20 protein-coding genes are annotated in these 25,943 nt (G+C 33.2%); 14 read left to right on the forward strand and 6 right to left on the reverse strand.

Annotated features, from left to right (window positions below):
• Window positions 1-202 precede the first annotated feature (202 nt).
• The 6 genes from B9Y84_RS06180 to panC form a co-directional block, all read right to left on the reverse strand.
• Window positions 203-1,342 (reverse strand): acyl-CoA dehydrogenase, encoded by a 1,140-nt coding sequence (locus B9Y84_RS06180; RefSeq protein ID WP_085516232.1) that lies wholly within the window; start codon window positions 1,340-1,342, stop codon window positions 203-205.
• A 79-nt stretch (window positions 1,343-1,421) separates the two neighbouring features.
• Window positions 1,422-2,117 (reverse strand): zinc metallopeptidase, encoded by a 696-nt coding sequence (locus B9Y84_RS06185; protein ID WP_085516233.1) that lies wholly within the window; start codon window positions 2,115-2,117, stop codon window positions 1,422-1,424.
• Window positions 2,118-2,121: 4 nt separating this feature from the next.
• Entirely contained in the window at window positions 2,122-2,592 is a 471-nt protein-coding gene (gene rfaE2, locus B9Y84_RS06190; protein ID WP_085516493.1) for a D-glycero-beta-D-manno-heptose 1-phosphate adenylyltransferase, read from the reverse strand.
• A complete protein-coding gene (locus B9Y84_RS06195; RefSeq protein WP_085516234.1) occupies window positions 2,579-3,601 on the reverse strand; it encodes a lysylphosphatidylglycerol synthase transmembrane domain-containing protein in 1,023 nt (340 codons plus the stop codon). Before B9Y84_RS06195 ends, rfaE2 begins: the two co-directional genes overlap by 14 nt.
• Before the next feature lie 3 nt (window positions 3,602-3,604).
• Window positions 3,605-3,952: an aspartate 1-decarboxylase gene (gene panD / locus B9Y84_RS06200; RefSeq protein WP_085516235.1), complete on the reverse strand. Its 348-nt coding sequence runs from the start codon at window positions 3,950-3,952 to the stop codon at window positions 3,605-3,607.
• A 121-nt stretch (window positions 3,953-4,073) separates the two neighbouring features.
• Window positions 4,074-4,925 carry a pantoate--beta-alanine ligase gene (gene panC, locus B9Y84_RS06205; protein ID WP_085516236.1) on the reverse strand — a complete coding sequence of 284 codons (852 nt, stop codon included), beginning with the start codon at window positions 4,923-4,925 and terminating at the stop codon, window positions 4,074-4,076.
• Window positions 4,926-5,049: 124 nt separating this feature from the next.
• Here panC and B9Y84_RS06210 point away from each other — a divergent pair, with 124 nt between their 5' ends.
• The 14 genes from B9Y84_RS06210 to B9Y84_RS06275 all read left to right on the forward strand — a co-directional run bounded on the left by B9Y84_RS06210 (window position 5,050) and on the right by B9Y84_RS06275 (window position 25,942).
• Window positions 5,050-5,862 (forward strand): glycogen/starch synthase, encoded by an 813-nt coding sequence (locus B9Y84_RS06210; RefSeq protein WP_085516494.1) that lies wholly within the window; start codon window positions 5,050-5,052, stop codon window positions 5,860-5,862.
• On the forward strand, window positions 5,819-7,252 hold the full coding sequence (locus B9Y84_RS06215; RefSeq protein ID WP_139827958.1) for a DUF4270 family protein: 1,434 nt from the start codon (window positions 5,819-5,821) through the stop codon (window positions 7,250-7,252). Before B9Y84_RS06210 ends, B9Y84_RS06215 begins: the two co-directional genes overlap by 44 nt.
• An 8-nt stretch (window positions 7,253-7,260) precedes the next feature.
• Entirely contained in the window at window positions 7,261-9,096 is a 1,836-nt protein-coding gene (gene glmS / locus B9Y84_RS06220; protein ID WP_085516238.1) for a glutamine--fructose-6-phosphate transaminase (isomerizing), read from the forward strand.
• 280 nt (window positions 9,097-9,376) lie between these two features.
• Window positions 9,377-10,237, forward strand: coding sequence for a TnsA endonuclease N-terminal domain-containing protein (locus B9Y84_RS06225; RefSeq protein ID WP_085516239.1), 861 nt, complete (start codon window positions 9,377-9,379; stop codon window positions 10,235-10,237).
• Window positions 10,203-12,302, forward strand: coding sequence for a DDE-type integrase/transposase/recombinase (locus B9Y84_RS06230; protein ID WP_085516240.1), 2,100 nt, complete (start codon window positions 10,203-10,205; stop codon window positions 12,300-12,302). The genes B9Y84_RS06225 and B9Y84_RS06230 overlap by 35 nt, the downstream gene beginning before the upstream one ends.
• Window positions 12,295-13,818 (forward strand): AAA family ATPase, encoded by a 1,524-nt coding sequence (locus B9Y84_RS06235; RefSeq protein WP_176223733.1) that lies wholly within the window; start codon window positions 12,295-12,297, stop codon window positions 13,816-13,818. The genes B9Y84_RS06230 and B9Y84_RS06235 overlap by 8 nt, the downstream gene beginning before the upstream one ends.
• Window positions 13,819-13,822: 4 nt before the next feature.
• A complete protein-coding gene (locus B9Y84_RS06240) occupies window positions 13,823-15,655 on the forward strand; it encodes a TnsD family Tn7-like transposition protein (protein WP_085516242.1) in 1,833 nt (610 codons plus the stop codon).
• Window positions 15,656-15,657: 2 nt separating this feature from the next.
• Complete coding sequence (locus tag B9Y84_RS06245) at window positions 15,658-17,220, forward strand: Tn7-like element transposition protein TnsE (protein WP_085516243.1); 1,563 nt, start codon at window positions 15,658-15,660, stop codon at window positions 17,218-17,220.
• Window positions 17,221-17,378: 158 nt separating this feature from the next.
• Entirely contained in the window at window positions 17,379-20,186 is a 2,808-nt protein-coding gene (locus B9Y84_RS06250; RefSeq protein ID WP_085516244.1) for a type I restriction endonuclease subunit R, read from the forward strand.
• A gap of 7 nt (window positions 20,187-20,193) precedes the next feature.
• On the forward strand, window positions 20,194-21,198 hold the full coding sequence (locus B9Y84_RS06255; protein WP_085516245.1) for a nucleoid-associated protein: 1,005 nt from the start codon (window positions 20,194-20,196) through the stop codon (window positions 21,196-21,198).
• Window positions 21,195-22,448 (forward strand): hypothetical protein, encoded by a 1,254-nt coding sequence (locus B9Y84_RS06260; protein WP_085516246.1) that lies wholly within the window; start codon window positions 21,195-21,197, stop codon window positions 22,446-22,448. The genes B9Y84_RS06255 and B9Y84_RS06260 overlap by 4 nt, the downstream gene beginning before the upstream one ends.
• Before the next feature lie 5 nt (window positions 22,449-22,453).
• Window positions 22,454-23,791 carry a restriction endonuclease subunit S gene (locus tag B9Y84_RS06265; RefSeq protein WP_085516247.1) on the forward strand — a complete coding sequence of 446 codons (1,338 nt, stop codon included), beginning with the start codon at window positions 22,454-22,456 and terminating at the stop codon, window positions 23,789-23,791.
• On the forward strand, window positions 23,792-25,603 hold the full coding sequence (locus B9Y84_RS06270) for a DUF262 domain-containing protein (RefSeq protein WP_085516248.1): 1,812 nt from the start codon (window positions 23,792-23,794) through the stop codon (window positions 25,601-25,603). It abuts the gene before it with no gap.
• 18 nt (window positions 25,604-25,621) lie between these two features.
• Window positions 25,622-25,942 carry a hypothetical protein gene (locus B9Y84_RS06275; protein ID WP_085516249.1) on the forward strand — a complete coding sequence of 107 codons (321 nt, stop codon included), beginning with the start codon at window positions 25,622-25,624 and terminating at the stop codon, window positions 25,940-25,942.
• The last annotated feature ends 1 nt before the right edge of the window (window position 25,943 follow it).

Genomic DNA, 25,943 nt, shown 5'->3' on the forward strand with positions numbered 1-25,943 from the left:
TTATGAATGGATTAACTATAAAAAGTAAAAATATTGTTTTGAATAATTGTATAAATCTAATGAATAATAGCTTTATATCAAAAAAAATAAAAAACGCACAACCTCTATTTATATGTAAGGTTGTGCGTAGTAACGAAGTTTTTATTGAATTATTTTAAGAATTTGAGATTGAAGATTTAGTCTCTTCACACAAATTTTTATCCTATTTCAGAATATTTCTCGAGATCACAATTTTTTGGATTTCAGATGTACCCTCATAAATCTGAGTTATTTTAGCATCTCTCATTAAACGCTCTACGTGATACTCTTTTACAAAACCGTAGCCACCATGAACCTGCACTGCTTCAACAGTAGTATCCATCGCCACTTGCGAAGCATATAATTTAGCCATAGCACTTGCTTGAGAGAAATCTTGTTTCTGATCTTTCAACCATGCTGCTTTCAAGCAAAGCAAACGAGCAGTTTCAATTTGAGTAGCCATGTCCGCTAATTTAAATGCAATTGCTTGATGTTGGCTAATTTCCTTACCAAATGCTTTTCTTTCTTTAGAGTATTTCAAGGCTAATTCATATGCACCTGAAGCAATACCTAAGGCTTGTGCGGCAATACCAATTCTACCACCGTTCAGCGTAGCCATGGCAAAATTGAATCCAAAACCGTCCTCGCCAATTCTGTTCTCTTTTGGAACTTTCATGTCTTGGAACATTAAAGAGTGCGTATCAGAACCTCTGATTCCTAATTTCTCTTCTTTTTTACCCACTACAAAGCCTTCTGTTTCTCTTTCAACGATTAAGGCATTGATTCCTTTGTGGCCTTTTTCTTTATCTGTTTGAGCAATTACCAAATAGACAGAGGCACTATTACCATTCGTAATCCAATTTTTGGTACCATTGACTAAGTAATGATCTCCTTTGTCTTCAGCAGTGGTTCTCTGCGAAGTGGCATCGGAGCCTGCTTCTGGCTCTGATAGACAAAATGCTCCAATAATTTCACCAGTAGCTAATCTTTTTAAGTATTTCTCCTTTTGTTCTTCTGTTCCAAATTTTTCTATTCCCCAGCAGACCAAAGAATTGTTAACTGACATGGCAACTGAAGCGGAACTGTCAATTTTAGAAATCTCTTCCATAGCTAAAACATAGGAAACAGTGTCCATACCACCACCATTATACTTTGGATCCACCATCATTCCCATGAAGCCAAGTTCTCCCATTTTTTTAATCTGCTCAGCAGGAAATTTTTCGTGAGTATCTCTTTCAATTACTCCAGGTAATAAATCGTTTTGTGCAAAATCTCTGGCAGCCGCTTGAACCGCTAGCTGCTCTTCAGTGAGTTGAAAATCCATCTATAAATTATTTTTTTGTCGTTTCGTTGCAAAAACATTCTGTTCATGCAAAAGTTTTGCAAATATAGGAAAAATCCATTTAATCCCGACTGCCTAGAAACATCATGACATAGTAGAGCAATGTTACAAGTGAGCCTATTGCTGCTACTAAATAAGTTCTAGCTGCCCATTTTAATGAATCTTTAGCCATATCATGCTCTTGTGGGGTAGTAACACCAGAAGTGGTCATCCATGCTAAGCCTCTTTTGCTGGCATCATATTCTACTGGTAAGGTAATAAATGCAAATAATGTGAAAATCGTATAACATCCAATTATCACCATCAAGGCCAATTCATAACTGATAATCCCTTGTAAAAAGATCGCTCCAAAAAATAAAGCCATAAAAGCGAAATTGATGATTTTTGCACTAACATTTTGGATCGGAACCAATGCAGAACGCAATTCCAAAAATGCATAAGCTTTTGCATGCTGAACAGCATGTCCGACTTCATGAGCTGCTACTGCTACTGCAGCTGCAGATCTATGATTGTATACTTCAGAGCTTAAATTCACGGTTTTATTGGCTGGATTGTAATGATCTGTCAGTTGTCCTTCTACTGACATTACTTTAACATCATATATTCCGTTATCCTTTAACATTTTTTCAGCAGCCTCTCGGCCCGAGATACCAGAGCTCAAAGTAATTTTGGAATACTTTTTAAACTTACTTTTTAAGCGGGATTGCACAGCATAACTCATGATGCCAAATCCAATTACAATTACAATTAGGAACATTTTATTATTGGGTTATTTTATTAATAATATTAGTGGTGGAATAGCCCTCTACTAATTCTATGGTTTCCACTTTTCCACCGTTTGCCATAACGACATCTGCCCCTACAATGTTGCTAATATTGTAGTCGCTCCCTTTCACTAAAACATCGGGTTTAAGCTGTTTTATCAAGGTTAAAGGAGTATCATCAGAGAAAAATGTCACCGCATCCACAAAGGATAGAGCGGCTATTACTCTCGCCCTTGCATTTTCATTATTAATTGGGCGATTTGGTCCTTTTAATTTGCTTACAGAGGCATCGGTATTTATGGCCACAATTAATTTATCACCTTTGGAAGCTGCTTTTTCTAAATAATCTACATGGCCAAGATGCAAGATATCAAAACAGCCATTAGTAAAGACTATTTTATAATCATTCCAATCTTGTCGTTTGCTTACGAGTTCATTTAATGAAAATATTTTCTCAGCTGTCGCCATATATTTCATCTGCTTTTCTTTTGGGTATAATCATACTGATAAATAAGGAGGCAGTTCCTACTACCATTATTGCAATGGAGTTGCTGCTGTGAAGCAGAAAAGCGAAGGTTATCCCTTCTTTTTCTGATATGCCATACAATAGAAGTCCTGCACTTACCAAATAATGGAAAGCACCTATTCCTCCTTGAACTGGTGTAGCCATTCCTAATCCGCCCAATACTAAAATTATAAAACCCGCTGAAATACCCAAGTCTGCAGTTGAGTTCATGCTGAAAAACATAACGTAGGTCATCAAGAAATAACAAACCCAAATCCCTATTGTAGCCACCCAAAATGAGGATTGGCTTTTTAATTTTTTTACAGAGGTAATTCCCTCAACAAGCTGTCTTAAAAACGCGGTAAGCTTATTATAATATTTATTTTTTCGTAAAAAAGTCTGGTTTTTTTTCAAAAAGAAGAAGATGACAATGGCCACTATGAGAAAAGTAATACCTATAGCTAAGAGAGTGAAGAAATTTTCTTCCAACCCAGTTGCCTTATCCAAGAATAAATTCAAAAAGAATTCATTTAGTCTTTTGAACTCAAGAATTAACGTAATGCCTATGATAATAAGTAGACAAATCAAATCAAAAACTCTCTCTGTGACCACACTTCCGAAGCCTCTGCTGACCGATACGTTGTCTGTCTTTTTTAAAATGCCACAGCGAGAAACTTCGCCCATTCTCGGCACTACAAAGTTGGCAAGGTAGCCCACCATTACTGCTAAAAAAGTTCTTGAGCTTTTAAGTTTATAACCCAATGGTTCTAATAACATATTCCATCTCCAGGCTCTCAAGAGATGGCTAAACATGGCCAAGGCAATGGACAGATAAACCCAGGTGAAGTTAGCTTTTCGAAATTTGGCTAACATGTCTTTGAAATCTACATCCTTGTAGAGATACCAAAAAAGAAATACGGCTATCGCGAGAGAGAGCGTATATTTTAGAAATGATAGCAGCCCCTTTCTCACTGATTAACTGAGTTTATTGTTAGCATCAGGAAAAATAAGAGATGGTTTGAACGATTTTGCTTCTTCAAAATCCATTTGGGCATACCCAATTATAATCACAATGTCACCTACTTGTACCTTTCTTGCAGCAGGTCCATTTAAGCATACCATTCCTGAGCCTCTTTCGCCTTTAATAACATAGGTCTCCAATCGCTCACCATTGTTGATGTTCACAATTTGGACTTTTTCATTTTCTATCAAGTTAGAGGCTTCCATCAAATCTTCATCAATGGTGATGCTTCCAACATAGTGTAATTCTGCTTGAGTTACTTTTACTCTGTGAATTTTAGATTTACAAACTTCAATTAACATACTATACGCTTCAAATTGGGGTGCAAAGTTATGAAATTAAATACAGCCTATTAGGCAATTGCAAGAGATAAATTTATATCAATGCTTTATTAAGTGCCTAATGGTACTTTATTAACTGTAATTAATTGATGTCATTTACATAAAGGTTATCTATTAGTCTAACATTGCCTATAAACCCTGCAATGCAGAGAACGGTATCTGTGGCCAAGTAGTTCTCTGTTTTGGGAAGTAAATCTTTATCACTTACGATTTCAAAATACTCTAAATTTGCTATATGATCTTCAAAAAGGGATTTTACTTTTTCTTTTGCTTTATTAGCCGAATGATACTCCTTTATAATTGATTTGGCTTCAAGCAATGCATTATAGAATATTTTAGCCTCTTCTCTTTCTGTTTTGCTCAAGCGCTCATTTCTTGAGGACATGGCTAAACCATGTGTTTCTCTTTTGATAGGGACAGTTACTATTTCCAGATTAAAAAATAATTCCTCAACAAGTTTCTTAATGATGGTCAATTGTTGTAAATCTTTTTGCCCAAAAAAAGCAAAATCTGGAAGTACAATGTTAAAAAGCTTAGAAACTATTAATGCAACTCCACTGAAATGCCCTGGTCGAAACTGTCCCTCCATCACATTATCCAAATCTCCGAATTCAAAAGTGATGGTGTTTCTTCCTGCATACATTACTTCATCTGATGGTAAGAAAAGTATATTACAGCCGTTTTTTTCTAATAAGTCTTTATCAGCTTCAATATTCCTGGGATACTTTTTAAGGTCATCTGGGTTATTAAATTGGGTAGGATTTACATATATACTACAAACAATGATATCGACTTTTTCTTTAGCTGTAGCTACTAAGCTCAAATGCCCTTGGTGCAGCGCACCCATTGTGGGAACAAAACCTATTTTTTTACCCTCTGACTTGAATTCCGAGATAAGATCTTGTATTTCAGCTATTGAGCCTGTAGATATCATAAAAAAGCGCTAAATTATAAAGTTTCGGAACAAATCTAGCTGTTTAATCAAAAAAATAATGGAAAGTGAGTATTTTTTTGTATTTTTGTGCTTCGTTTATGAATTAATCAAATCCAATAAGCATATGTCAAAGCTTCGAATTCTTTACGTAGCCAATGAAATCAATCCATTTTTAAAAACATCAGAAGTAGCAGAATTTGTACGAAAACTCCCTCAAGCCATGCAGGAAAGAGGTATGGAGATTCGTATTCTAGTGCCTCGCTTCGGACTAATTAACGAGCGGAAGAACAGATTACATGAGGTGGTACGCCTTTCAGGTATAAACATCTCAGTAGGAGAGGAAGAGAAACCTTTAATCATAAAGGTGGCATCTATTCCAAACGCAAAACTTCAGGTGTATTTTATTGACAATGAAGATTATTTCCAGCGTAAATTTGTATTCCATGACAAAGAGAATAATTTTTACCCTGACAATGACGAAAGAGCAATATTTTTCTGCAAGGGAGCGTTGGAAACAGTTAAGAAACTAGGTTGGGCGCCTGATGTAGTGCATTGTAATGACTGGATGACCAGCTTGATTCCAATGTATTTAAAGACCACTTACAAAAATGACCCAATATTTAAAGATGCAAAATCTGTATTTACTGTGTATAATACAGAATTCTCTCATAAATTTGGGACTGATTTGGTGGATAAAGTAAAAATGCTCGATATAGAAGACAGCATGTTGTCCAATCTAGAATCAGCCGATTATGAAGGGTTCATAAAAATCGGTGCAGAATATGCAGATGCAGTTATTAAAGCAGGTGATGAGTTTAAAGAAAACCTTGATGAATTATTTTCAACATTCGACAAAGAAAAGAAAGTTGACACCATTGAAAAAGGAGAGGATTTTGAAGAATCCTATTTTAACCTTTATACAGAATTGGCAGGTTAATAACGCTGCCTCAATGATTACAGGGCCAGCTATCCTGCTGGCCTTTTTTTTCGCCTCATGTGAAGAGTCAATAGAAATAGAAGGTGATTTGGTGCCGGGGGGAAACAATACTGAGATCCGGTATTTGGAAATCCCGCTAGATATGAATCATACTGCCTATGATTCGCTGCTAATTAGTACCAATGTAGCACAAGGAGCTAGTGGGCAAATTTTTGTTGGGCATCAGAATAGTTCTGAAATAGGAGAAGTTTCAGCAGAAGCATATTTTGGAGCACTATTAAATACTGACTTTGTTAGAGACAGTCTTCCACAAAACGCAACAGTGGTCCAGACTAGATTGAAATTAGGTTTGAATTATTATCACGGTGATGGTTTTGACAAACCTCAGAATTTCATAGTCAGCCAATTGGATGATACCTTAGCTATCAGCGGAAGGCTATATACCATATATGATGAGATTGCTGCAGGGAACCGGATTTCATTGGATGAGGAGATTTCTGTAAATCCAACAGATACAATACCTGATTACGTGCAATTAAGCAATATTTTTGGAAGAAACTTATTAAATCTGGTCAAGAATGAGGATCTCAGCCCTGTAGAAATCTATAACACCTTAAGAGGTTTTAAGATTGAAACCGAAGCAGAAAACAATAATTTACAGGCCATTAGTTTGGCTAGTGGTGAATCGTTTATTGAAATAATCTATGAATCACCTCTGCTTGATTCATTGAAGAGTGTAACCTTTAATATTTCAGGGTCAAGTTTCACAAATGTGGACTACACACCAAGTGCATTAGTACCGTCAGATTATTCAGGTAAGAAATCATTTGATTTGTCTGATCCATCAAAGGCTTATTATAATGGCCTGATAGGAATATCACCACGAATTGACCTGCAAAATTATTTGAACTTTATTGATACAGTGCAATTTCTACAGATCAATAAAGCGGAATTAGTGATCGGTAGTGAAGCTTTTGCTGTAACTGAAAATGCAAGTACTCAACTAAGACCTGCAAATAGTATAATTCCTTACATTCTAACAGATGATGGAAATGTAGCAAAGCAGGGGGAAGATTTTTGGGCACTTCAAGCAAACTTTAATCCGAATGGTGCACCAGCAAATCCCACTCAAGCTACTTCTCCTATCAGTTTAGCATATGATAATAATAAAAAGGAAATCAAGGGAGATATCAGCTTTTTCTTGCAAGAGATTTATAATAACCCTGATCTCTGGGAAGAGGAGTATGATTTTATGTTCACAGGCCAGTTCATTAGAAGAAATGAAACTCCTTTTAATGAAATTCCGAAAATTAACATTGGAAATTTTGATAACTTCTTAGTTGATAAAGAAAATATTAAGTTAAAGATTTATTACACTACTTTTAAATAATTTACAATATGTGTGGAATTGTAGCATATGTAGGTCATCAGAATGCATCTGAGATTATCATAAAAGGATTAAAAAGATTAGAATATAGAGGCTACGACAGTGCTGGAATTGCATTAATGAACGATGGCCTTAAGGTTTATAAAAAACAAGGAAAAGTATCTGAATTAGAAGGTTTTTTAAAGGACAAAGATACCAAGAGCACAATTGGTATGGGGCATACTCGATGGGCTACTCACGGTGCACCCAATGATGAAAATGCACATCCTCATTACTCTCAAAGCGGTGATTTGGCTATCATTCATAATGGGATAATTGAAAATTATTCCTCTCTTAAAACAGATCTAGAGAATAAGGGCTATAAATTTAAGAGTGAGACTGATTCTGAAGTTTTCATTAACTTTATTGAGGATATTTATAAGAATAATGAGGGCACATTGGAGGAGGCTGTTCGTTTGGCCTTGACCAAAGTAGTTGGAGCTTATGCTATTGTGATCATGTCCACCAATCATCCTAATCAATTAATTGCTGCCAGAAAGGGGAGCCCGTTGGTAATTGGAGTTGGAAAAGATGAATTTTTCTTAGCCTCAGACGCTACGCCTATTGTTGAATATACAAATGAAGTGATCTATGTAAATGATTATGAAATTGCCCTGATTAAGGATAATAAAATAAGTATTCGCGACACCAAAGATGTGAAAATGACTCCATATATACAGAAAGTAGATATGGAATTAGAGGCTATAGAGAAAGGAGGTTTCGAACATTTTATGCTAAAAGAGATCTTTGAGCAGCCAAAATCGATTAGGGACTGTTTCAGAGGTAGATTAATTGCAAATGAGTCTAAATTAGTGCTTGGTGGCATCAGAGATTATTCTAATGCACTTATTAATGCAGAAAGAATAGTAATTGTAGCATGTGGTACTTCATGGCATGCAGGTTTAGTTGCTGAGTATATTTTTGAAGAATTTTGTCGAATTCCTGTTGAGGTAGAATATGCTTCTGAATTTCGATATAGAAATCCAGTGATTCGAGAGGGGGATATTGTATTTGCTATTTCTCAATCTGGAGAAACTGCCGATACTTTGGCCGCCATGGAACTGGCGAAATCGAAGGGAGCTATTGTGTTAGGGGTCTGTAATGTTGTAGGGTCTTCTATATCCAGAGTGTCTCATGAAGGTGTTTATACCCATGCGGGGCCTGAAATAGGTGTGGCCAGTACTAAGGCATTTACGGCTCAGTTAACTGTGCTGACTATGATCGCCTTAAAAACTGCTTTATTAAAAGGAACTATTGCAGAACAGCGTTATAGAGAAATATTGGTTGATTTGGAGAATATACCTGCAAAAGTGGAAAGAGCTCTAAAAACTGATGATCAGGTCAAGAAAATTGCAGGTATTTATAAAGACGCTCGTAATTTCTTGTATTTGGGTCGAGGCTATAACTTCCCTGTCGCTCTGGAAGGAGCTTTAAAATTGAAAGAGATATCATATATTCATGCGGAAGGCTATCCAGCTGCAGAAATGAAGCATGGGCCTATTGCATTGATCGATGAGGAGATGCCTGTAGTTGTGATTGCGACTAGGGACAGTTCTTATGATAAGATTGTTTCCAATATTCAGGAAGTAAAAGCCAGAAAAGGTAAGGTGATAGCAATTGTGTCAGAAGGAGATTCCCTAATCCCGGGCATGGTTGATCACACGATTGAAGTACCAGGTACGCACGAAGTATTAATGCCGATGGTGTCAACTATTCCATTGCAGTTATTGTCCTATCATATTGCAGTTATGAGAGGTTGCAATGTAGATCAGCCAAGGAATTTGGCTAAGTCGGTGACGGTCGAATAGCATATAAAATGCTAAATAAGAATAGGTGGGGTTCGATATTAAAGTTTGAACAAGTTTAATAAACTTTGAACATTTTTGTTAAAGTTTGAACAATGATTTTAGATAAAAGAGGCCTTAAATGGCCTTTTTTTATGTCCTCTTTAAATGGATGAGTTTTTTGAATCAAAAGTTTGAAATCAGCATCTTTTCAAGATACTTTTTGTTTAAAATAGTTTGATATTTTGTTTAATATAGTTTGAACATCAGTACAAAATGTTAACTTTAAAAAAAAATTATCAAAATGGGAGCTCCTAAAAAATATAAAACTAAAATTAAAGACGGACAAGGTGTTGGTGAAGGTATTGATTATAAGCCGTGGTATGAAGCCACAGAATATGTTCCAAAAACTGGCATCTACACTTCTCCAGGAGAGCGAAATAAGAAACTAGGAAACAATACTAGAAAAAAGGGGATAACTATACCTCGAATTCACCATCTACTTTCCAGTTATGAAATCTTCCTATTTACAGTTTTTGATTTAAACCCTAATATTATTGACATAAGGGAACAATTTCCTTTATTGAAATTAGACGAAGTGAGTGATATTTTTAAGTATTTTAATATAAAGCAAATACAGTCAGACGAACCACATGTATTAACCACGGATTTTTTAATTAGGTTAAAGGACAAGTCGGAACTTGCAGTGACTTTTAAGCCTACTGAATTCCTTAGTAAAAGGCAAATGCAATTATTTCAAGTAGAAAAAGAATACTGGCAAAGAAATGGTGTTGAATGGAAATTGTGCACTGAAAAGGAATTACCTCAATCAAAAACGTATTTAAAAAATATTAATGAACTACATAATAACTTGAAGACCTTTAAAGATGAATCCATTTCATTCTATACTGTTAATGCCATTTATTCATTTGTAAACGAATGTTCAAATAACTTAAAAAATCATTCCTTATTAGAAGTGGCGCAAATAATTGATGAAGATTTATCCATCGATACAGGTACATCAATTACGGTTTTTAAAGTCTTGATTGCGAAAGGAATTTTTCAATTAGATTTAAACCAAAATTTCTTTTCAGAAAATATTCACATCAGTCAAATCAAAATCTTAAAAAATGGAGCTCTTAGTAAATCAGATATTGCAGCATAATTCCAATTTCTATAGAGTTCTATACTTAAATGTCAAATTAGATATTTGCGTACTAATCAATTTAAGTGAAGAACAAAATCAACTGGAACATCTGGATATAGATTCGCTTACAAAACACAATTATATAGATCCAACTAACCCACCCTCAAATTTTAATACAACCATCCTAAATGAAGTAATTTTAGAATTAAAAGATAAAACCTTGGAAAGGTGGGAAAAATCATGGGAGCAAATAAAAGATCTTGTCATAGATGAACCTAATATTTTTGAAATTTCCTATTTGAATAAAAAGTGCAAAGAGGTTTCAGAGAAGTATGATGTTTCTAGGCATACTGTTAAGAGAAACATTTTCAATTATTGGAGAAATGGCAAGACGAAGTATGCAATTTTACCGAAGTACTACCTTTCTGGTGGAAAAGGAAAAGAGAGACAATTAGAACAAAATAACGCATTTACAATAACAGATAAGATAAAGGAGGAAATTCAAGCTGCCTATAAAGCAAATCGACCAGAAGGTAAAGATGGTACCTTGAGAGGAGCTTATATAAACTACATTAGATTAAAATATAAAAAAGAGTTTGATAATAAGGAGACTAAAAAATACCCAAGTTTAACTCAGTTCTATTATTGGGGTACCAAAAATTTATCAAGCAGTGATAAATTGGCAATAAAAAAAGGGGTTTTATCAAGGGATAAAGACCATAGATTGGTACCTGGATCTTCTTATAACAGCGTTTTCGGACCTGGTATTTTTCAGATAGACTCCACCCCCTCTGACGTGGAAATTATATCCGAAATTGACTTAAGTGAACCAATTGGATGCCCTACAGTATATTTCGTTGCAGATATATTTAGTGGATTATGTACTGGAATTTATGTCACTTTAGAAAATCCATCTTACCACGAGGCTAGCACTGCTTTGTATTATAGTTTTAAAGGATTTTCAATGTTTGCTAATGATATGCTACTCGGTACTTTAAACAAGTTTAATGTTGATGCAACTAGTGCGTTTTATCCTAGTACTTTTCTTCCACATCAAATTGTTACAGATAATGGAAAAGAATTAGTTAGCCGTAATTCTAATAATATTATAACTGATTTGGGTATTGATATTGAGAACAAAGAAGCTTACCGAGCCGATTTAAAAGGTTTAGTTGAAAATTTTTTTAAAATCTATCACAAAGATCTAAAATGTTTCCCAAAAGAAATAGGACATAAAAATATGGCCGAGGGTAGAAGAGGTATTAAAAAGGCAAGAAAAAATGCCACTTACACTTTAAAGCAATATACTGCAATGATTGCAGTAGCAATGGCTAATTACAATCATAAGTGTTCATTGAAAAAATATCCGTTAGCTCCTGAAATGATAAAGGATGGGCTAGTAGATCCATCGCCAATTGAAGTTTGGAATTGGGGAATGAAAAATAGAACAGGATTACTTAGGTCAAGTGAGATTTCAAATCTCAAAGAGTTAATGCTACCAAGAGCTGTAGGGAAACTAAATAAGCATGATCTTGAGTTTGAAAAAATCAAGTATGAAACGCCTCTTCATAAAGATTTGCGAAATATACAGCAACAAACAGGAGAAGTCAAATTAAAATATGATATTTCATATAATCCGAATAATATGAATACCATTAATCTTTTCTTCAATAATGAAATTATAAAATGTAGCATTAATGAACAGAAAAACCCGGGACTAATTAATAAAAGTTTAAAAGAAATAAGGGCCTTTAACAAAGTTCGAAAGAATGTAAAAAAAGAAAAAGAGCATGATAGAGATTCTGGAACTATGGATATTTTAGATATGGCCGATTCATTTAAAAAAGAAAATGATAAGAAAAGAAAATCTAAAGGACAAAAAAGTACTAATAAGGCCAAGGTGAGCTACAACAGGGAAAGAGAAAAAGAATACGAAAGACAACAAAAAGAATTTAAATCCACAGAAGAGCCTAATTCAGATACAAAAATCATTGATATCAATACATCAAAAGAGAACAAAAGAATAGAAGGTGATATAGGTGATATCTTAGATGATATCTATAAAAATATGGACAATGAATAAATTACATGAAGCAGTTTATGTAAAGTCAGATAACCCTGATCATGAGGGTAATCCTTTGATTGAAGCTTTACCTAGGTTGAATAACATTAAAGATTACTTCCGATATTGTGCAACAAACTCCATACACACCAGAGAGGAAGCAATTGAAAAGCCTTATCATATACGAAGGGATTATTTAAACCAGTTACAAAAAGATTTTGTATTGCCCAATTATGGAATTTGGGACGTATACCAGATGATTGTCAATGCACTTTTCACAAGCTATTCTTCTCGAAACCCTATTAAGGAAAACACCACAGAAAAAGTAATAAAGGATTATAGAGATTTATTACAAATAAGGGATCTGACAACAAAAGTTGCAGTAAGTAACAGTTGTTCTTTGTTCGGAATAAGTGGAATAGGAAAAACAACCGCTGTAAATCTGGCCACTAGCACTTTTCCTAAAGCAATATTGCATAAGAATTTAGATTGTGAAAATTTTATTCAGATTCCGATTGTAAAGGTAGAATGTCCGAAGGATGGTAGTATAAAAGACCTATGTCGATTTTTTTTTATAGAGCTTGATAAAATTTTGGGCGATTCCACATATGAAGATGATTACTGCAAAAAAAATGATTCTGAAAGTGATCGAGTTAACGCTTTATCTAAATTAGTTCTCAAACATCATATAGGAATTATAATAGTAGATGAAATACAACATTTGGATGCACAAAAAAGTGGTGGTGAAAAAAGAATGCTTCGCTTCTTTTTAAATTTAGATAATACATTAGGTATCCCTATCATGCTTGTAGGGACTAGAGACGGCATCGCAATATTCAAAGATGATGACAAACTAATTAGGAGATTTACTGCATCTGGGTTCTTGGAATGGAACCCTAAGCCAGAAGATGGGGAGTGGAAAAGATTTATTCAACGCCTCTTTAATTATCAGTATACAGATGAGAAAGCTGATGACAATATCGACTGGCCACGATTGTTTTATCATTATTCTCAAGGTATCTACTCTCGCGCATTCCAAATCTTTAAAATTGCGCATCATTTGGCCTTTGATTATAATAAAGAGAAATTTACCGTCTCCTTAATCAATCAAGTAATTAGGGAAAGGCTTTATATCGATGAGCCTCTATTTGAAATAAAGCGGAAAGATAAAATAAAGGAACGTAATTATAATTTCCCATTAGAAGAAATTGACTACACTGATTACAGATCAATAGAAGTAAAAAATAAATTAGTCGAAAAAAAGATTTCATCAAATATTTTCAAAGGCAAGGTAACAAAAACGCTAGAAAGAAATAAGGAATTAAGTGCACAAGAAATAGCAGATAAAATAATCTTAGATCTCACATCAAAACCTGAAAAAACTAAAACTGTAAGTAAAAAGAAGGATATTAATGAGGAAGAGGAAGTACTGGCTGCAAATACCTTTGCTAATCTATTTTGTGAAGATAAAGACGAGACCTATCAAAAGGTAAAGGAATTTGGGGATATTTTCGAATTCGAAAAATTTAGATTGTAAAAACATGCTTTATTATTGGCCTCATACATATCCTGATGAAATTCTATACAGTGTGATTGCCAGATATTTAAAAATTTCCGGAAGCCGAGGCCCCAAGCATTTATTAAATAATCTTTTTGACAGAAAAACTATTAGTGCAACGCTTGATCTACCTAGCGGATTAAAAGATTTAATACATAACCTAGAAATGTTTGATAAGGATGTTGAAATGATTTTGGCCGATAACACCCTCTTCCCGTATTATCAGCCATTTTTAACTCCAACAAAAGCTGGGAAAGTTAGACACTCCATGTTAAATAAATCAGGAGATATTCATACGCTGATCGGTATTAACGCTGGCATTTTCCCCGCTGGAAAATCACCAAAATATTGCCCCATGTGCGTAAAAGAAGATAAATCTGAAAATATATCGCCCTACTTGAGAAGAACCCATCAAATCCCATCAATACAAATTTGTACTCAACACAATATATATTTATTAGAATTAAATAAGAGTAGAGTTAATTTTAACAAACATGAGTTTTTATTTCTTGAAGATCACTTAGATCAATTTAGCTTAATTGAACAAAATGAATCTACTGAATACCTCAATATTTGTAAGGATATTGAAAAACTGTTGAAAGGAAAGCAAAATCCTTTTGATGCTGATGACCCCTTCTTCTATCGGAAGGAATTATTTAAACATGGCTTAGTTAAAAACGCAAATCAACTAAGTACTCAGGGGTTATATGAAAACTTTACTGACTTATATAACGACACTCTATTGGCTAAATTTAAGTCATCAGTAAATTTGGATAACCCTTCTTGTTGGTTAAAAGGAATATTTAGAAAACACAGAAAAGGCTTCGACCCCTGTCGGCATGTTATAATAGACAATTTTTTGAAATATTTAGAAACAAAAAATGAAAGCCTAGAAGTCATTGAAATTGAAAATATAAAGTATCCTTGTTTAAATAAAGTGTGTGAGCATTACAATCAGTCAATCCAAACTACATTTTCAAGACACATTGACCATAAATCCAAACGGCAAATTACTTTGGTTGAATGTAATTGCGGACATAAATATACTCATAGCTATATAACTAGTAAGCAAAACTATTTTACTAGAATAAAAGAATATGGACCCGTATGGCATTCTAAACTAAATCAACTTTTGGTAGAGAAAAAAATGAGTATAAGAGCTATTGCCCGAATGTTAGGATGTGACTCCAAGACGATCAATAAATTTAAATCAATAAAAGTAGTAGGCGATTCCACACCTAAAACTGAATTGAAGGAGAAGCAGGAAATTTGGCAACAGCATATTAGGAAAAATCCTAAATCTGGGATTACTGAACTAAGAAAAAAGATGCCTGCCCTGTTTGCATTTTTATATCGGAATTGTAAAGAATGGTTACAAAAACAGCAATACCATAAATCTAAGCCAAATTCGAAATTAAGGATTAATTGGAAAGCAAGGGATCTTGAAATTCTCGAAGAATTAAAGATAGCAAGATCAAATGCTCTGAAAGAAAATCCAAAAAAAAGGATTACAAAAAGCTTACTTCTCATAATGGTGAAAAAAGAAAAAATGTTTTATAACAATCAAGAAAAGCTTAAAAATTGTGAAGAATACTTATCTAAAACTCATGAGTCGAAGTATTTTCATAGAAAAAAAAGACTTGTTCTTTCTGCTTTAGAAATGAAAGACGAAAAAGCAGAAATTTCTTACTGGACACTCTTAAGAAAAGCAGGCATAAGAAAAGAATACCTTAACTATGAATTAATTCAAATTGCTAAAGGGATTGTAAATGGGACTTTTGAATTATCAAGACAAGCATTCATTAAAACTGCATAATTATGGCATTTGAAGTTATCTCAGTACCAAATGCCGTCTTTTCAGATGATCAATGGCAGTTGGAAACCGAAGTTAAAAAATTAGGCATAAAGCCTTATTATCAAAAAGAATACTTTCCAGTTGACAGGACGCCTAACATTTTAATTGGAGGGGAAATTGAAAATTTTGAACAATTAAACCCTGATGCCCTTCCAAAGGAAGATTTACATTTTCAAGATTTTGGAAAAGGTTATTGCATTAATTTCAAGGATTTAAAGACTGGAGATTTTGATTTTTATAATCCTAGAATATTATATGATGAATCAATGATATATCGAATAGAGCATAATGGGGAATATTATGTTTTCTTTTGTTACGATCTATTTCGGGTATTACTATTTATCACCAGTGAAATAGGTTCGTTCATTTTTAAAAATGAATTTTTAGACATTGCCTTGGATCATCGCGAAATAATAAAAGAGGATTCTAAAAAAAAATTAATATTACAGTTTAATGATTTTCTTCCTATTAATTTATTGAAAAATCAAACTTTTATTTTCAATGTTGCTTACCTTTTATTTTGCAAACCAATAAAAAAATATTGGGATGATATTAAATTCAGTCCAACCATATCAAAAAGGGACTTTTCGTTCAGCCAATTAAATTTAAAAGATGTAAAGATGAATATGTGCGTCAAAAAATACGCAAATTTCAATTTAGTGCTTCAAATAAATGATATTGATATAAATGAGACATTACCATTTGAAGTAATAAAAGTAATCCTCCCCGAATTGACCGAGACTCAATCTACCAAAGACGCTTCTGATAAAAAGAAAAAAGCATTGGACAATGAATTTCCTATCGTCCCAGATGTTAGTAAAAAAGGTCATAATCAGCAAAAAAGAAGATCTAAAATACCCATAAGCATTGGTAATAACTTTGTAAAAAAACGACCAGAAATTGTTTATAAAAGAAGCACAAGTAATAATAGGAAGGTAAGGAAATCAAATACCTACAATAAAGACATTCCTAACAAAGAATTGAGATTTAGTTTTGGAGGGAGATCATTTGATGTTAACAATATTAAAGCCAAGCTTGAATCAAACTTAAAGTTTAAAGAATTTGATTACTCTAAAATCCCTAATGGTTTATTCACCTTTTGTAAGGCTTTTGAAATTACTGCAAATGGCTTTGGTCTATCTTTCGAGTATGTCATAAGAGATGTTCCTGAACACCTTGTATTTTCTAACATAAATGGACAGAAACGAAAAATTTTAATTATTGAAGTAACGGATCCTGATCCATTTTTCTTGTTAGAAGTGGATTCTTCAGACGGTAAATATATCTCAACTTTGGTTTTTGAAGATGTTGAAAATATTGAAAAGGGAGAGTTTTTAGAAAAAACCATTTTAAAAATGAGTGCAAATGGAGGCGTTTGGCCAGCTCAATACTTGGCAGAGTACAGTAGGCATTGGAGAATAAGACATCCACGAGGTCTTAAATCAACAAAACCGGAGGATCAGGAAATGTACGAGAAAGTACAGAATAAATTAGTTGATAATTTAATAGAATTTTTTGCTGCATAGCTTTCTACTTAAGGAAAAATATGACTGATGATCTTAAGGTATCAAATTTGACTAATGTCAAAATCTTCATCAGATTCATCGAATAATACGGTCATCCTATGTGATTCTAGGAAATTTTACCTTAATTTAAGTCATTATTATATCAATTAAATCCATAAATGACTGCAACAGCCAACCAAAACCCTGAGCAAATTGCTAGAGACCGCATTGATCAAATGCTGTTAGATGCTGGGTGGTTGGTGCAAGATAAATCCAAAGTAAACTTATCGGCAGGATTAGGAATAGCAGTTCGAGAATACCAAACTGACATTGGACCCGCTGATTATGTGCTATTTGTCAATCGTAAACCAGTTGGAGTAATTGAAGCTAAAAGAGAAGAATCAGGTGAAAAACTCACAGTAGTAGAAGACCAATCTACACAATATGCTAATGCCTCTTTAAAATATAACCTGAATAAAGAACCACTTCCTTTTGTTTATGAAAGTACGGGGGTAATTACTCGATTTACTGATTACCGTGATCCCAAACCAAGGTCAAAACCTGTTTTTCATTTCCATCTGCCGCAAACTTTATTGGACTGGTTTGACAAAAGTGAAACATTAAGGGCAAGGCTCAGGAAAATGCCAGCCTTACCCAAAACCGGCTTACGACCTGCTCAGATCAAAGCCATTAATAATCTTGAAAATTCATTTAAGGAAAATCGCCCAAAAGCTTTGATTCAAATGGCTACCGGTGCAGGAAAAACCTTTACGGCCTGTACTTTTGCTTACAGATTATTAAAGAATGTGGATGCCAAAAGGATTTTATTCTTGGTAGATACCAAAAACCTAGGAGAGCAAGCCGAACAAGAGTTTTTAAAGTATCAGCCCGTTGACGATAACCGGAAATTTACAGAGCTATATAATGTACAAAGGCTAAGCTCAAGCTATATAGCTACAGATAGTCAGGTATGTATTTCTACCATTCAAAGACTCTACTCCATATTGAAAGGGCAAGAACTGGATGAGGATATTGAAAAAGAAAACCCTAACGAGAAAGGCTGGAATTGGCAGAAGAAAGAACCACTCCCGGTAGAGTATACCAGTAAAAACCCCATTGAGCAGTTTGATTTTATTATCATAGATGAAGCCCATCGATCTATTTATAATTTATGGAAACAAGTACTCGACTATTTCGATGCTTTTTTAATTGGTTTGACTGCTACTCCTGACAAAAGGACTTTTGGTTTTTTTAATCAAAATGTGGTTAGTGAATACACTTATGAAGATTCCGTTTCCGATGGAGTAAATGTTCCTTATGATGTATTTACCATAGAAACAGAAATCAGCAAGAAAGGCAGTAAAATTGAAGCCAAAACAGAACAGTTTATCGAAAAAAGAGATAAGCAGAGCAGAAAGCAACGCTGGGAAAGATTGGATGAAGATTATGAATACACTACCAATAAACTGGATAAAGATGTTGTAAATCCCAATCAAATCAGGACTATCATTCAGGCTTTTAAAAAAGCACTCCCTACAATCTTCCCAGACCGATTTGATGAAAAGGGTGAGTTTGAAGTGCCTAAAACATTGATTTTTGCCAAAACAGACAGCCATTCGGATGATATTATCAATATCGTAAGAGAAGAATTTGGCGAGGGAAATGACTTTTGTAAAAAGCTGACCTATAAAATTGAAGAAGATCCAAAATCGGTATTGAATCGCTTTCGTAATTCATGGGCACCACGAATTGCGGTTACCGTGGATATGATTGCTACTGGTACTGATGTAAAGCCATTGGAAGTACTACTCTTTATGCGAGATGTGAAAAGCATCAATTATTTTGAACAAATGAAAGGAAGGGGTACACGCACCATTAATTTTGATGATTTGCAAAAAGTAACCCGTACCGCTAAACACACCAAAACCCATTTTGTGATAGTGGATGCCGTTGGTGCTACCAAATCCAAGAAAACGGATAGCAGACCGCTAGAGCGTAAGCCTGGAACTGCGCTTAAAGATTTATTGGGTGCAGTGGCAATGGGTGCTCAGGATGAGGATTTGTTTACTTCACTTGCCAATCGTTTGATACGATTAGACAAACAACTTACCGAAAGCGAAAAAACAGAACTTTTAAAACTTACCAATGGGAAAGCCTTAAATACGATTAGCAAAGAACTACTGGAGGCTTATGACCCTGACACCACCTCTCAAATTGAAGGAGATACTCAGAGAGGATATGCTGGTTCTTCTCCTGATGATATTGGGAAAGCAATAAATAAGGCTTTGGAGCAAAAGCGCAATGAAGCCACTAAAGTATTTACGGGGGAGTTAAATGAATATATTGAAAATGTACGCAAAGTACACGATCAAGTAATTGACACCATCAATCAAGATAAAGTCATCAGTGCGGAATGGGATAGTTTTACTACGGATAAAGCTAAAGATGTGGTGAAGGAATTCTCCACTTACATTGCAGAACATAAAGACGAAATTACTGCTTTAAGTATTTTTTACGATCAAGCTTATAACCGAAGAGCCCTTAGTTATCAGATGATAAAAGAGCTGATGGAAAAGCTCAAAAGAGAAAAGCCATTACTTGCACCTCATTATGTATGGGAAGCTTACAACCAATTGGAAAATGTAAAGGAGAATAGCCCTAAAAATGAATTGGTTGCCTTAGTTTCTTTAATTAGGAAAGTGAGTGGGATTGATAAAGAACTCATCCCCTATCATAAAACGGTAGATAAAAATTTTCAGGATTGGGTATTTAAACAAAATGCTGGGCAGCACAATAAATTCACCACTGATCAAATGGAATGGTTACGCATGATGAAAGACCATATTGCCAATAGTTTTCATGTCGAAGCAGATGATTTGGACTATACGCCTTTTGATGCAAAAGGAGGAAGAGGAAAAATGTGGGCTCTATTTGGTGAGGAAATGGATAATGTAATTATAGAACTTAATCAAAACCTAACAGCTTAAAGAAAACATGGAAGTAACACGAATAATAATTCACCAAATATCTAAGGAACAAGGAGTAATAGAAGCTCATTTAGACTTATCTGAAAATTTAATTCCTATTGAGAACGAAGTTACATTTTTGACAGAAAAGTTATCCAAATCATTTAATAAGGATGAGAGAGTAATAAAAATTAATTTTTTAGAGGATCAAGATGTATTTCAAAAATCCCTAAATATTTTTTTAAATAATGATACGGATGATGACTTTAAAGAATTCTCTGTTAAATCTATTAATAGACTTAAAGATATTTTACTAGGGGTTATATTCGCGACAGGTGGTTATGTAATATTTATTGAATATGAAATAAATGGGACTGAATTTGTATCTGTTTTCATAGTTAGAGATTCAAAAGAAGTGACATTAGAGAAATCAGACTCAAATAATGAATTTATTGTTCAATTAACTAAGATTATTAAGACAGAAAACCTTGCAATGGCTGTTCGAATAGAAACAGCTAAATTATTGAATGGAGATGATAGATATTTACATTTTACCCATGTTAAAGGAAATACATCCGAATATTTCATAAAATGGATTGAAGCAGATATTGTAAACAAAAGCAAAGAAGACACAAGAACATTTATTGGGATGTTAAATCACGTTGATGTGCCAATAGATAACTTGACAGGAGAAAAAATGGAGGAGAGTACCTTTCGAAAAAGAGTACATGATTACATCAATACTGCAGGAGGTGTAATAAATTTAAATGACATAAGTAAACATTTTTGGGGTGATGAGCAAAAATTATCTAACTACGCAGAAGAAAATAATATCACCATTGATATGGAATTCAGAAGTACTAAGAAGGTTCTAGATCAACTTAATAAATATACCATTGAATCAGGCAAATTAAAGCTCTCTTTCACAAGAAAAGATTATAATCAAGGTATCGTTAAACTTGGAGACAATAATCAAGTCATAATAGAAGACGAACATCTCTATTCAAAATTTGATGAATTAGATTTAGAATGAAAAACATTTCATTAATAGAATATATTATCTCAAAAGAGGGTGGCTGGAAATATAATTATGAGGATAAAATTATTGAATTCCCTGAGGATGATGAATTAATCAGCCTTTTAAGTGCAAACAATATTCAGCCTGATAATAGAAGGTCCAGTGTATATGTAGAAAAGCATTCTTTACCATTTAGTTTATTTTTTGATCTTGATGAATACTACAGTGAGGTTAAAGAAAAAGATTTTGAAAAAGATATAATATTATTTGTATCTGAGAACCAATATATATTATATAAATCTGAAAAAACGCTTAATTCTGAAAACGAAGAAATTGAAGATTTTATTTTTACTAATACTTTAGTCTACTTTGATGCACTGAAATTTTTGAAAGGCAAAGCCAATAATTTAATAGACTCTCAGGATTTAATTGATTTCTTTTCAGATACCACGAACAAATTGATTATTAGCTCCTTTGATAAACAAAAACTTATTGTAAGATTTCCACGGAGTGGAGCAATTGAATTAGATAGAAATATTGATTATGGAGAGGATTGGGAATCTTTTAAAAAATCATTTACTAAAGAAAATAAAAACTTTCCTGTTTTTATTAAGAATTCAATCCTACATATTTTTTCTCACCAAAGAGAAATTTCTTTTAAAGAATTCATCATAAATTTGAAAAAGATCATTCATGATGCTAATCGTAATTTCTCGATTTTTATCAATGACTTATCAATAGAAAAACTGAAAGCTGATTATAAAGAGTATAAAAGTTCCTATTTTGAAAAATTAAATTCTCTTTTATCCAAATTAGTAAATCAAGTTATAGCATTACCATTGACTTTTCTTGCTATAGCATTTGCTATTGATAAAATTGACAACAATTTTATAAGTGTAATTATTATGATTGCATTAGTAGGTATTACAATTTTTGCTGTTGCCATTTCACGTCATTATCAACAAGATTTAAATTTTATTAAAATTAACTTTGATAGCGATTTCAAAAGTATTGAGAACAGTAAATTTTTCAACGAATATCCAGAGGAGAAAACTGACTTTACTGAAGTTAAAACTAGATTTCAAGCTAAATATAAAACTATTTCTTCCTATTTAACCAGTTACCTTATATTAACGATTGTAATTAATTTATCCTTGATAGGTTTTATTTTATTATCTCTAATGTTGGATTTGAAGCTAATCATTTTCACTTTAAGCATAATCTTGATTTCCTTATTTACACTTATCTGGTTTTTATTTAAATAATATTTATGAAATCAACTTGGTTATATAGGGAACTAGGAGAAATAATTAAAACTACATCAGGTGGTACCCCATTGAGGTCAAATTCAGATTTTTATAACGGAAATATCCCTTGGATTAAATCAGGTGAATTAAAACATAATATAATTTTCAACGCGGAGGAACATATTTCCGAAGAAGCTATTAGAAAGTCTAGCGCTAAACTTTTCCCTGCGGGCACTATACTTATTGCATTATATGGAGCAACTATCGGTAAACTTGCGATCCTCGGTATTCCTGCATCAACTAATCAAGCTGTATGTGGAATTTATAAGAATGACATTTTTGAGACAAAATTTCTCTTTAACTATCTATTCCATAAAAAACAGAAACTTATTGATCAAGGAGCAGGTGGTGCACAGCCGAATATTAGCCAGACTATCTTAAAAAAACTTTCAGTACCAGTTGTCCCCCTCCCAGAACAAAGATCAATAGTATCTAAAATAGAACAACTTTTTAGTGAATTAGATAATGGAATAGTTAATCTAAAATCTGCTAAGGAAAAACTAGAAGTTTATAGACAGGCTGTACTGAAAAGAGCTTTTGAGGGGGAATTGACGAAGGAATGGAGATTTCAACAGGATTTGCCCAATGCTGCAGAACCTATTCCTATTTATGTAAAAAATGAAAATATCAAAAATGAACTTCCAAAAGATTGGGAATGGGTTAAATTGGGAAGTGTCTTATTGCATTCAAAAGAAAAATATAAACCGGAAACTATTCAAAAGCAATTTTATATTGGATTAGAACACATATTAAAAGATAAAGGTGAATTAAGTAATAATGTTTGTGAAGAAGTTATAAAAACTGTTAAAAATAAATTTAAAAAAGGTCAAATTCTATATGGTAAACTTAGGCCTTATCTTAATAAAGCGTATTTGGCAAAAGAATCTGGTGTTTGTTCTACAGATATTTTAGTGTTTGATTTATCAAAAAACATTTTGGGCGAATTTGCCATCAACTACATTCTTAGCAGAAGATTTGTAAATGATATGTCGGAAAATACCAGTGGAGTGAACTTACCTAGGGTTTCAACAAAATACATTAACAATTACCTTGTCCCTTTACCACACGTTTCCGAGCAAAAACAAATAGTCCAAGAAATTGAATCTCGACTTTCGGTTTCCGATAAATTAGCTGAAAGCATCAATGAAAGTTTAGAAAAATCAGAAGCTTTAAGGCAAAGTATATTGAAAAAGGCTTTTTCAGGTGAATTATTAACCGAAAAAGAATTGGATGCATGCAAGCAAGAAGCAGATTGGGAGCCTGCTGAGAAGTTATTAGAGAGAATCAAAAAATCAAAGTAAATGAATATAATACCCAAAGACCAAACAATACATGGATTGCTTAATAATCCTATGGAGCAATTAATTATTCCTGCATACCAAAGAAGATATGCGTGGAGTTACAATCAAACATTTGCATTGTTTGAAGATATTGATATGCTACAACCAAATGACGGACATCTCTTTGGAATGCTAATTTTACATACTGGATATCATCAAGGCGGAATAAATGAAATAGATGTAGTTGATGGTCAACAAAGACTAACTACTATAACTTTATTATTACATGCTTTAAAAACCAAATTTAGTGAAGTAGGCAGGGAACATATTAACCATCAAATACAAACCATGTTGTATTGTGGGAATGATTCTAGTAAGCCTAAAATTATTCTTGGAGAACTCGATAATAAGGATTTTAAAAAAATATTAAAAGGTGAGCAAGAAGGTATAAAAAATCTGAATCTAATTAATGCTTTAAATTATTTCAATGAATTAATATCAAATAGGATAAATGAAGAAGGTGAAGAATGGCTGGATAAATTTTATAATAAATTAACGCATACTGCAAAAATAATTCGCTTAGATGTGCAGCAGGCACAAGATGCTTACAAGTTATTCGAAACTATTAATAACAGAGGATTGAGGTTATCAGCAACCGACATACTCAAAAATTTTATACTAGGCCATGCCGCTAAAATAGGTAAGCAAAAACTTGAAGAGGTGAAAGAACAATGGAGTTCTTTAATTACTACCTTAGACGGTATTCCTACTGATGATTTTTTCCGACAATATATAAGTAGTATCTATACTAGGCGAGTTACAAAATCAAAACTGATTGAATACTTTAAAGAGGACTACTTGAATAAAGTAGATAATGTGGATTTGATTGGAGAATATGCATATTATTCAGATTATTATAATGGTGCCGAGGAGTCAAATGACCCGGAAGATGAAGTGGAAGAAGCCCCTGAAGATCAGCCAAAAAGCAAAAAAGTCAAAAATAGCCATTCTAGAATCGATATAACAAACTACATACAGCAAATTTTGAGTTGTGCAGAGGTATATTCAAATATCTGGAACAAGACTTTTGATGAAGAGAAATTAAATAAAAAACTTAGAGACTTAAGTGATATTAAATCATTTCCAACTTATATCTTCCTAATGCACTTTTTACAAAGAGGTAAAACGCTTAATGAAAAGCTAGAAGTATTGGATATGATTAGTGCCTTAATGTTAAGAAGGCATGTTTGCGCAAGAAGAACCAGCGAAAATGATATTATATTTTCAAGAGTTCTACGTATTGAGGATGATGAAAACTTTATTGATAATTTTAAGGAAGAATTAATACTTGATTATCCTAATGATGAAGAATTCGAGGACAGATTCCCAAATCACGAATTGAAGTCTAGTCTGCATAATAGAGCAAAATATATATTAAGGGAAATTGAATATACGCTAACTGGTGGTACAGGAGAAATTACTATAAATGCGGGAAATGATGTACATCTTGAACATATAATTCCACAAAAGATAAAGTCCCAAAAATCAAAAGAGGAATTTGGAGATTGGGAAAGTTATTTAGGTGAAAAATCACTCACTAAACATCCTAGATATGTAAACCGAATTGGAAATATGACTTTGATAGCGGGTGATCTTAATATCTCTGTTTCCAACAATCCATTTGTGAGTAAAAGAAAGGCATATAATAAATCAAACATTAAATTGACGAAAGAGATTGGAGAAAATTATACAGGCTTCAAATTCAAAGATATTGAAGAAAGAGGAAAGGAATTAGCAAAAACTGCACTTGAAATCTGGAGAATTGAAGGTTAAATAAATTTAATATTACAAATGAATAATTTAAATATTCATAAATATGAAGATATCTGGAAGCCCTTAATACCAAATATCATCGAATCTGTCAGAGAAGGAAAATCTCTAGAGTTAAATATGAATAACAAAGATTTTAAGGCTGTTGGGAAAAGGAAGAATTATAGTTTTCGACTGGAAATTGAAAATAATACTGTTAAAAATAATATTGATGGAAGTGCTGTAGCTAGAGATTTAGCCAGAATATTAACTAGTAATTCTAATTTTTTACAAGCTTTAAATAAAAGAACCGTACTTCTGCGACTAGATAAAAACTTTACTTTTAAAATGGAAATCATTTAAT

This window comes from Marivirga sericea, assembly GCF_900177665.1.
Lineage (GTDB): Bacteria > Bacteroidota > Bacteroidia > Cytophagales > Cyclobacteriaceae > Marivirga > Marivirga sericea.

Bases quoted from the DNA above. Each gene is read 5' to 3' on its own strand.
- B9Y84_RS06245 (WP_085516243.1), top strand. From the start codon at position 15,658: ATGGCATTTGAAGTTATCTCAGTACCAAATGCCGTCTTTTCAGATGAT.
- panD (WP_085516235.1), bottom strand. From the start codon at position 3,952: ATGTTAATTGAAGTTTGTAAATCTAAAATTCACAGAGTAAAAGTAACT.
- rfaE2 (WP_085516493.1), bottom strand. From the start codon at position 2,592: ATGGCGACAGCTGAGAAAATATTTTCATTAAATGAACTCGTAAGCAAA.
- B9Y84_RS06185 (WP_085516233.1), bottom strand. From the start codon at position 2,117: ATGTTCCTAATTGTAATTGTAATTGGATTTGGCATCATGAGTTATGCT.
- B9Y84_RS06230 (WP_085516240.1), top strand. From the start codon at position 10,203: ATGGAGCTCTTAGTAAATCAGATATTGCAGCATAATTCCAATTTCTAT.
- B9Y84_RS06250 (WP_085516244.1), top strand. From the start codon at position 17,379: ATGACTGCAACAGCCAACCAAAACCCTGAGCAAATTGCTAGAGACCGC.
- B9Y84_RS06210 (WP_085516494.1), top strand. From the start codon at position 5,050: ATGTCAAAGCTTCGAATTCTTTACGTAGCCAATGAAATCAATCCATTT.
- B9Y84_RS06240 (WP_085516242.1), top strand. From the start codon at position 13,823: ATGCTTTATTATTGGCCTCATACATATCCTGATGAAATTCTATACAGT.
- B9Y84_RS06260 (WP_085516246.1), top strand. From the start codon at position 21,195: ATGAAAAACATTTCATTAATAGAATATATTATCTCAAAAGAGGGTGGC.
- B9Y84_RS06265 (WP_085516247.1), top strand. From the start codon at position 22,454: ATGAAATCAACTTGGTTATATAGGGAACTAGGAGAAATAATTAAAACT.
- B9Y84_RS06180 (WP_085516232.1), bottom strand. From the start codon at position 1,342: ATGGATTTTCAACTCACTGAAGAGCAGCTAGCGGTTCAAGCGGCTGCC.
- B9Y84_RS06225 (WP_085516239.1), top strand. From the start codon at position 9,377: ATGGGAGCTCCTAAAAAATATAAAACTAAAATTAAAGACGGACAAGGT.
- B9Y84_RS06275 (WP_085516249.1), top strand. From the start codon at position 25,622: ATGAATAATTTAAATATTCATAAATATGAAGATATCTGGAAGCCCTTA.
- B9Y84_RS06270 (WP_085516248.1), top strand. From the start codon at position 23,792: ATGAATATAATACCCAAAGACCAAACAATACATGGATTGCTTAATAAT.
- B9Y84_RS06255 (WP_085516245.1), top strand. From the start codon at position 20,194: ATGGAAGTAACACGAATAATAATTCACCAAATATCTAAGGAACAAGGA.
- B9Y84_RS06235 (WP_176223733.1), top strand. From the start codon at position 12,295: ATGAATAAATTACATGAAGCAGTTTATGTAAAGTCAGATAACCCTGAT.
- glmS (WP_085516238.1), top strand. From the start codon at position 7,261: ATGTGTGGAATTGTAGCATATGTAGGTCATCAGAATGCATCTGAGATT.
- panC (WP_085516236.1), bottom strand. From the start codon at position 4,925: ATGATATCTACAGGCTCAATAGCTGAAATACAAGATCTTATCTCGGAA.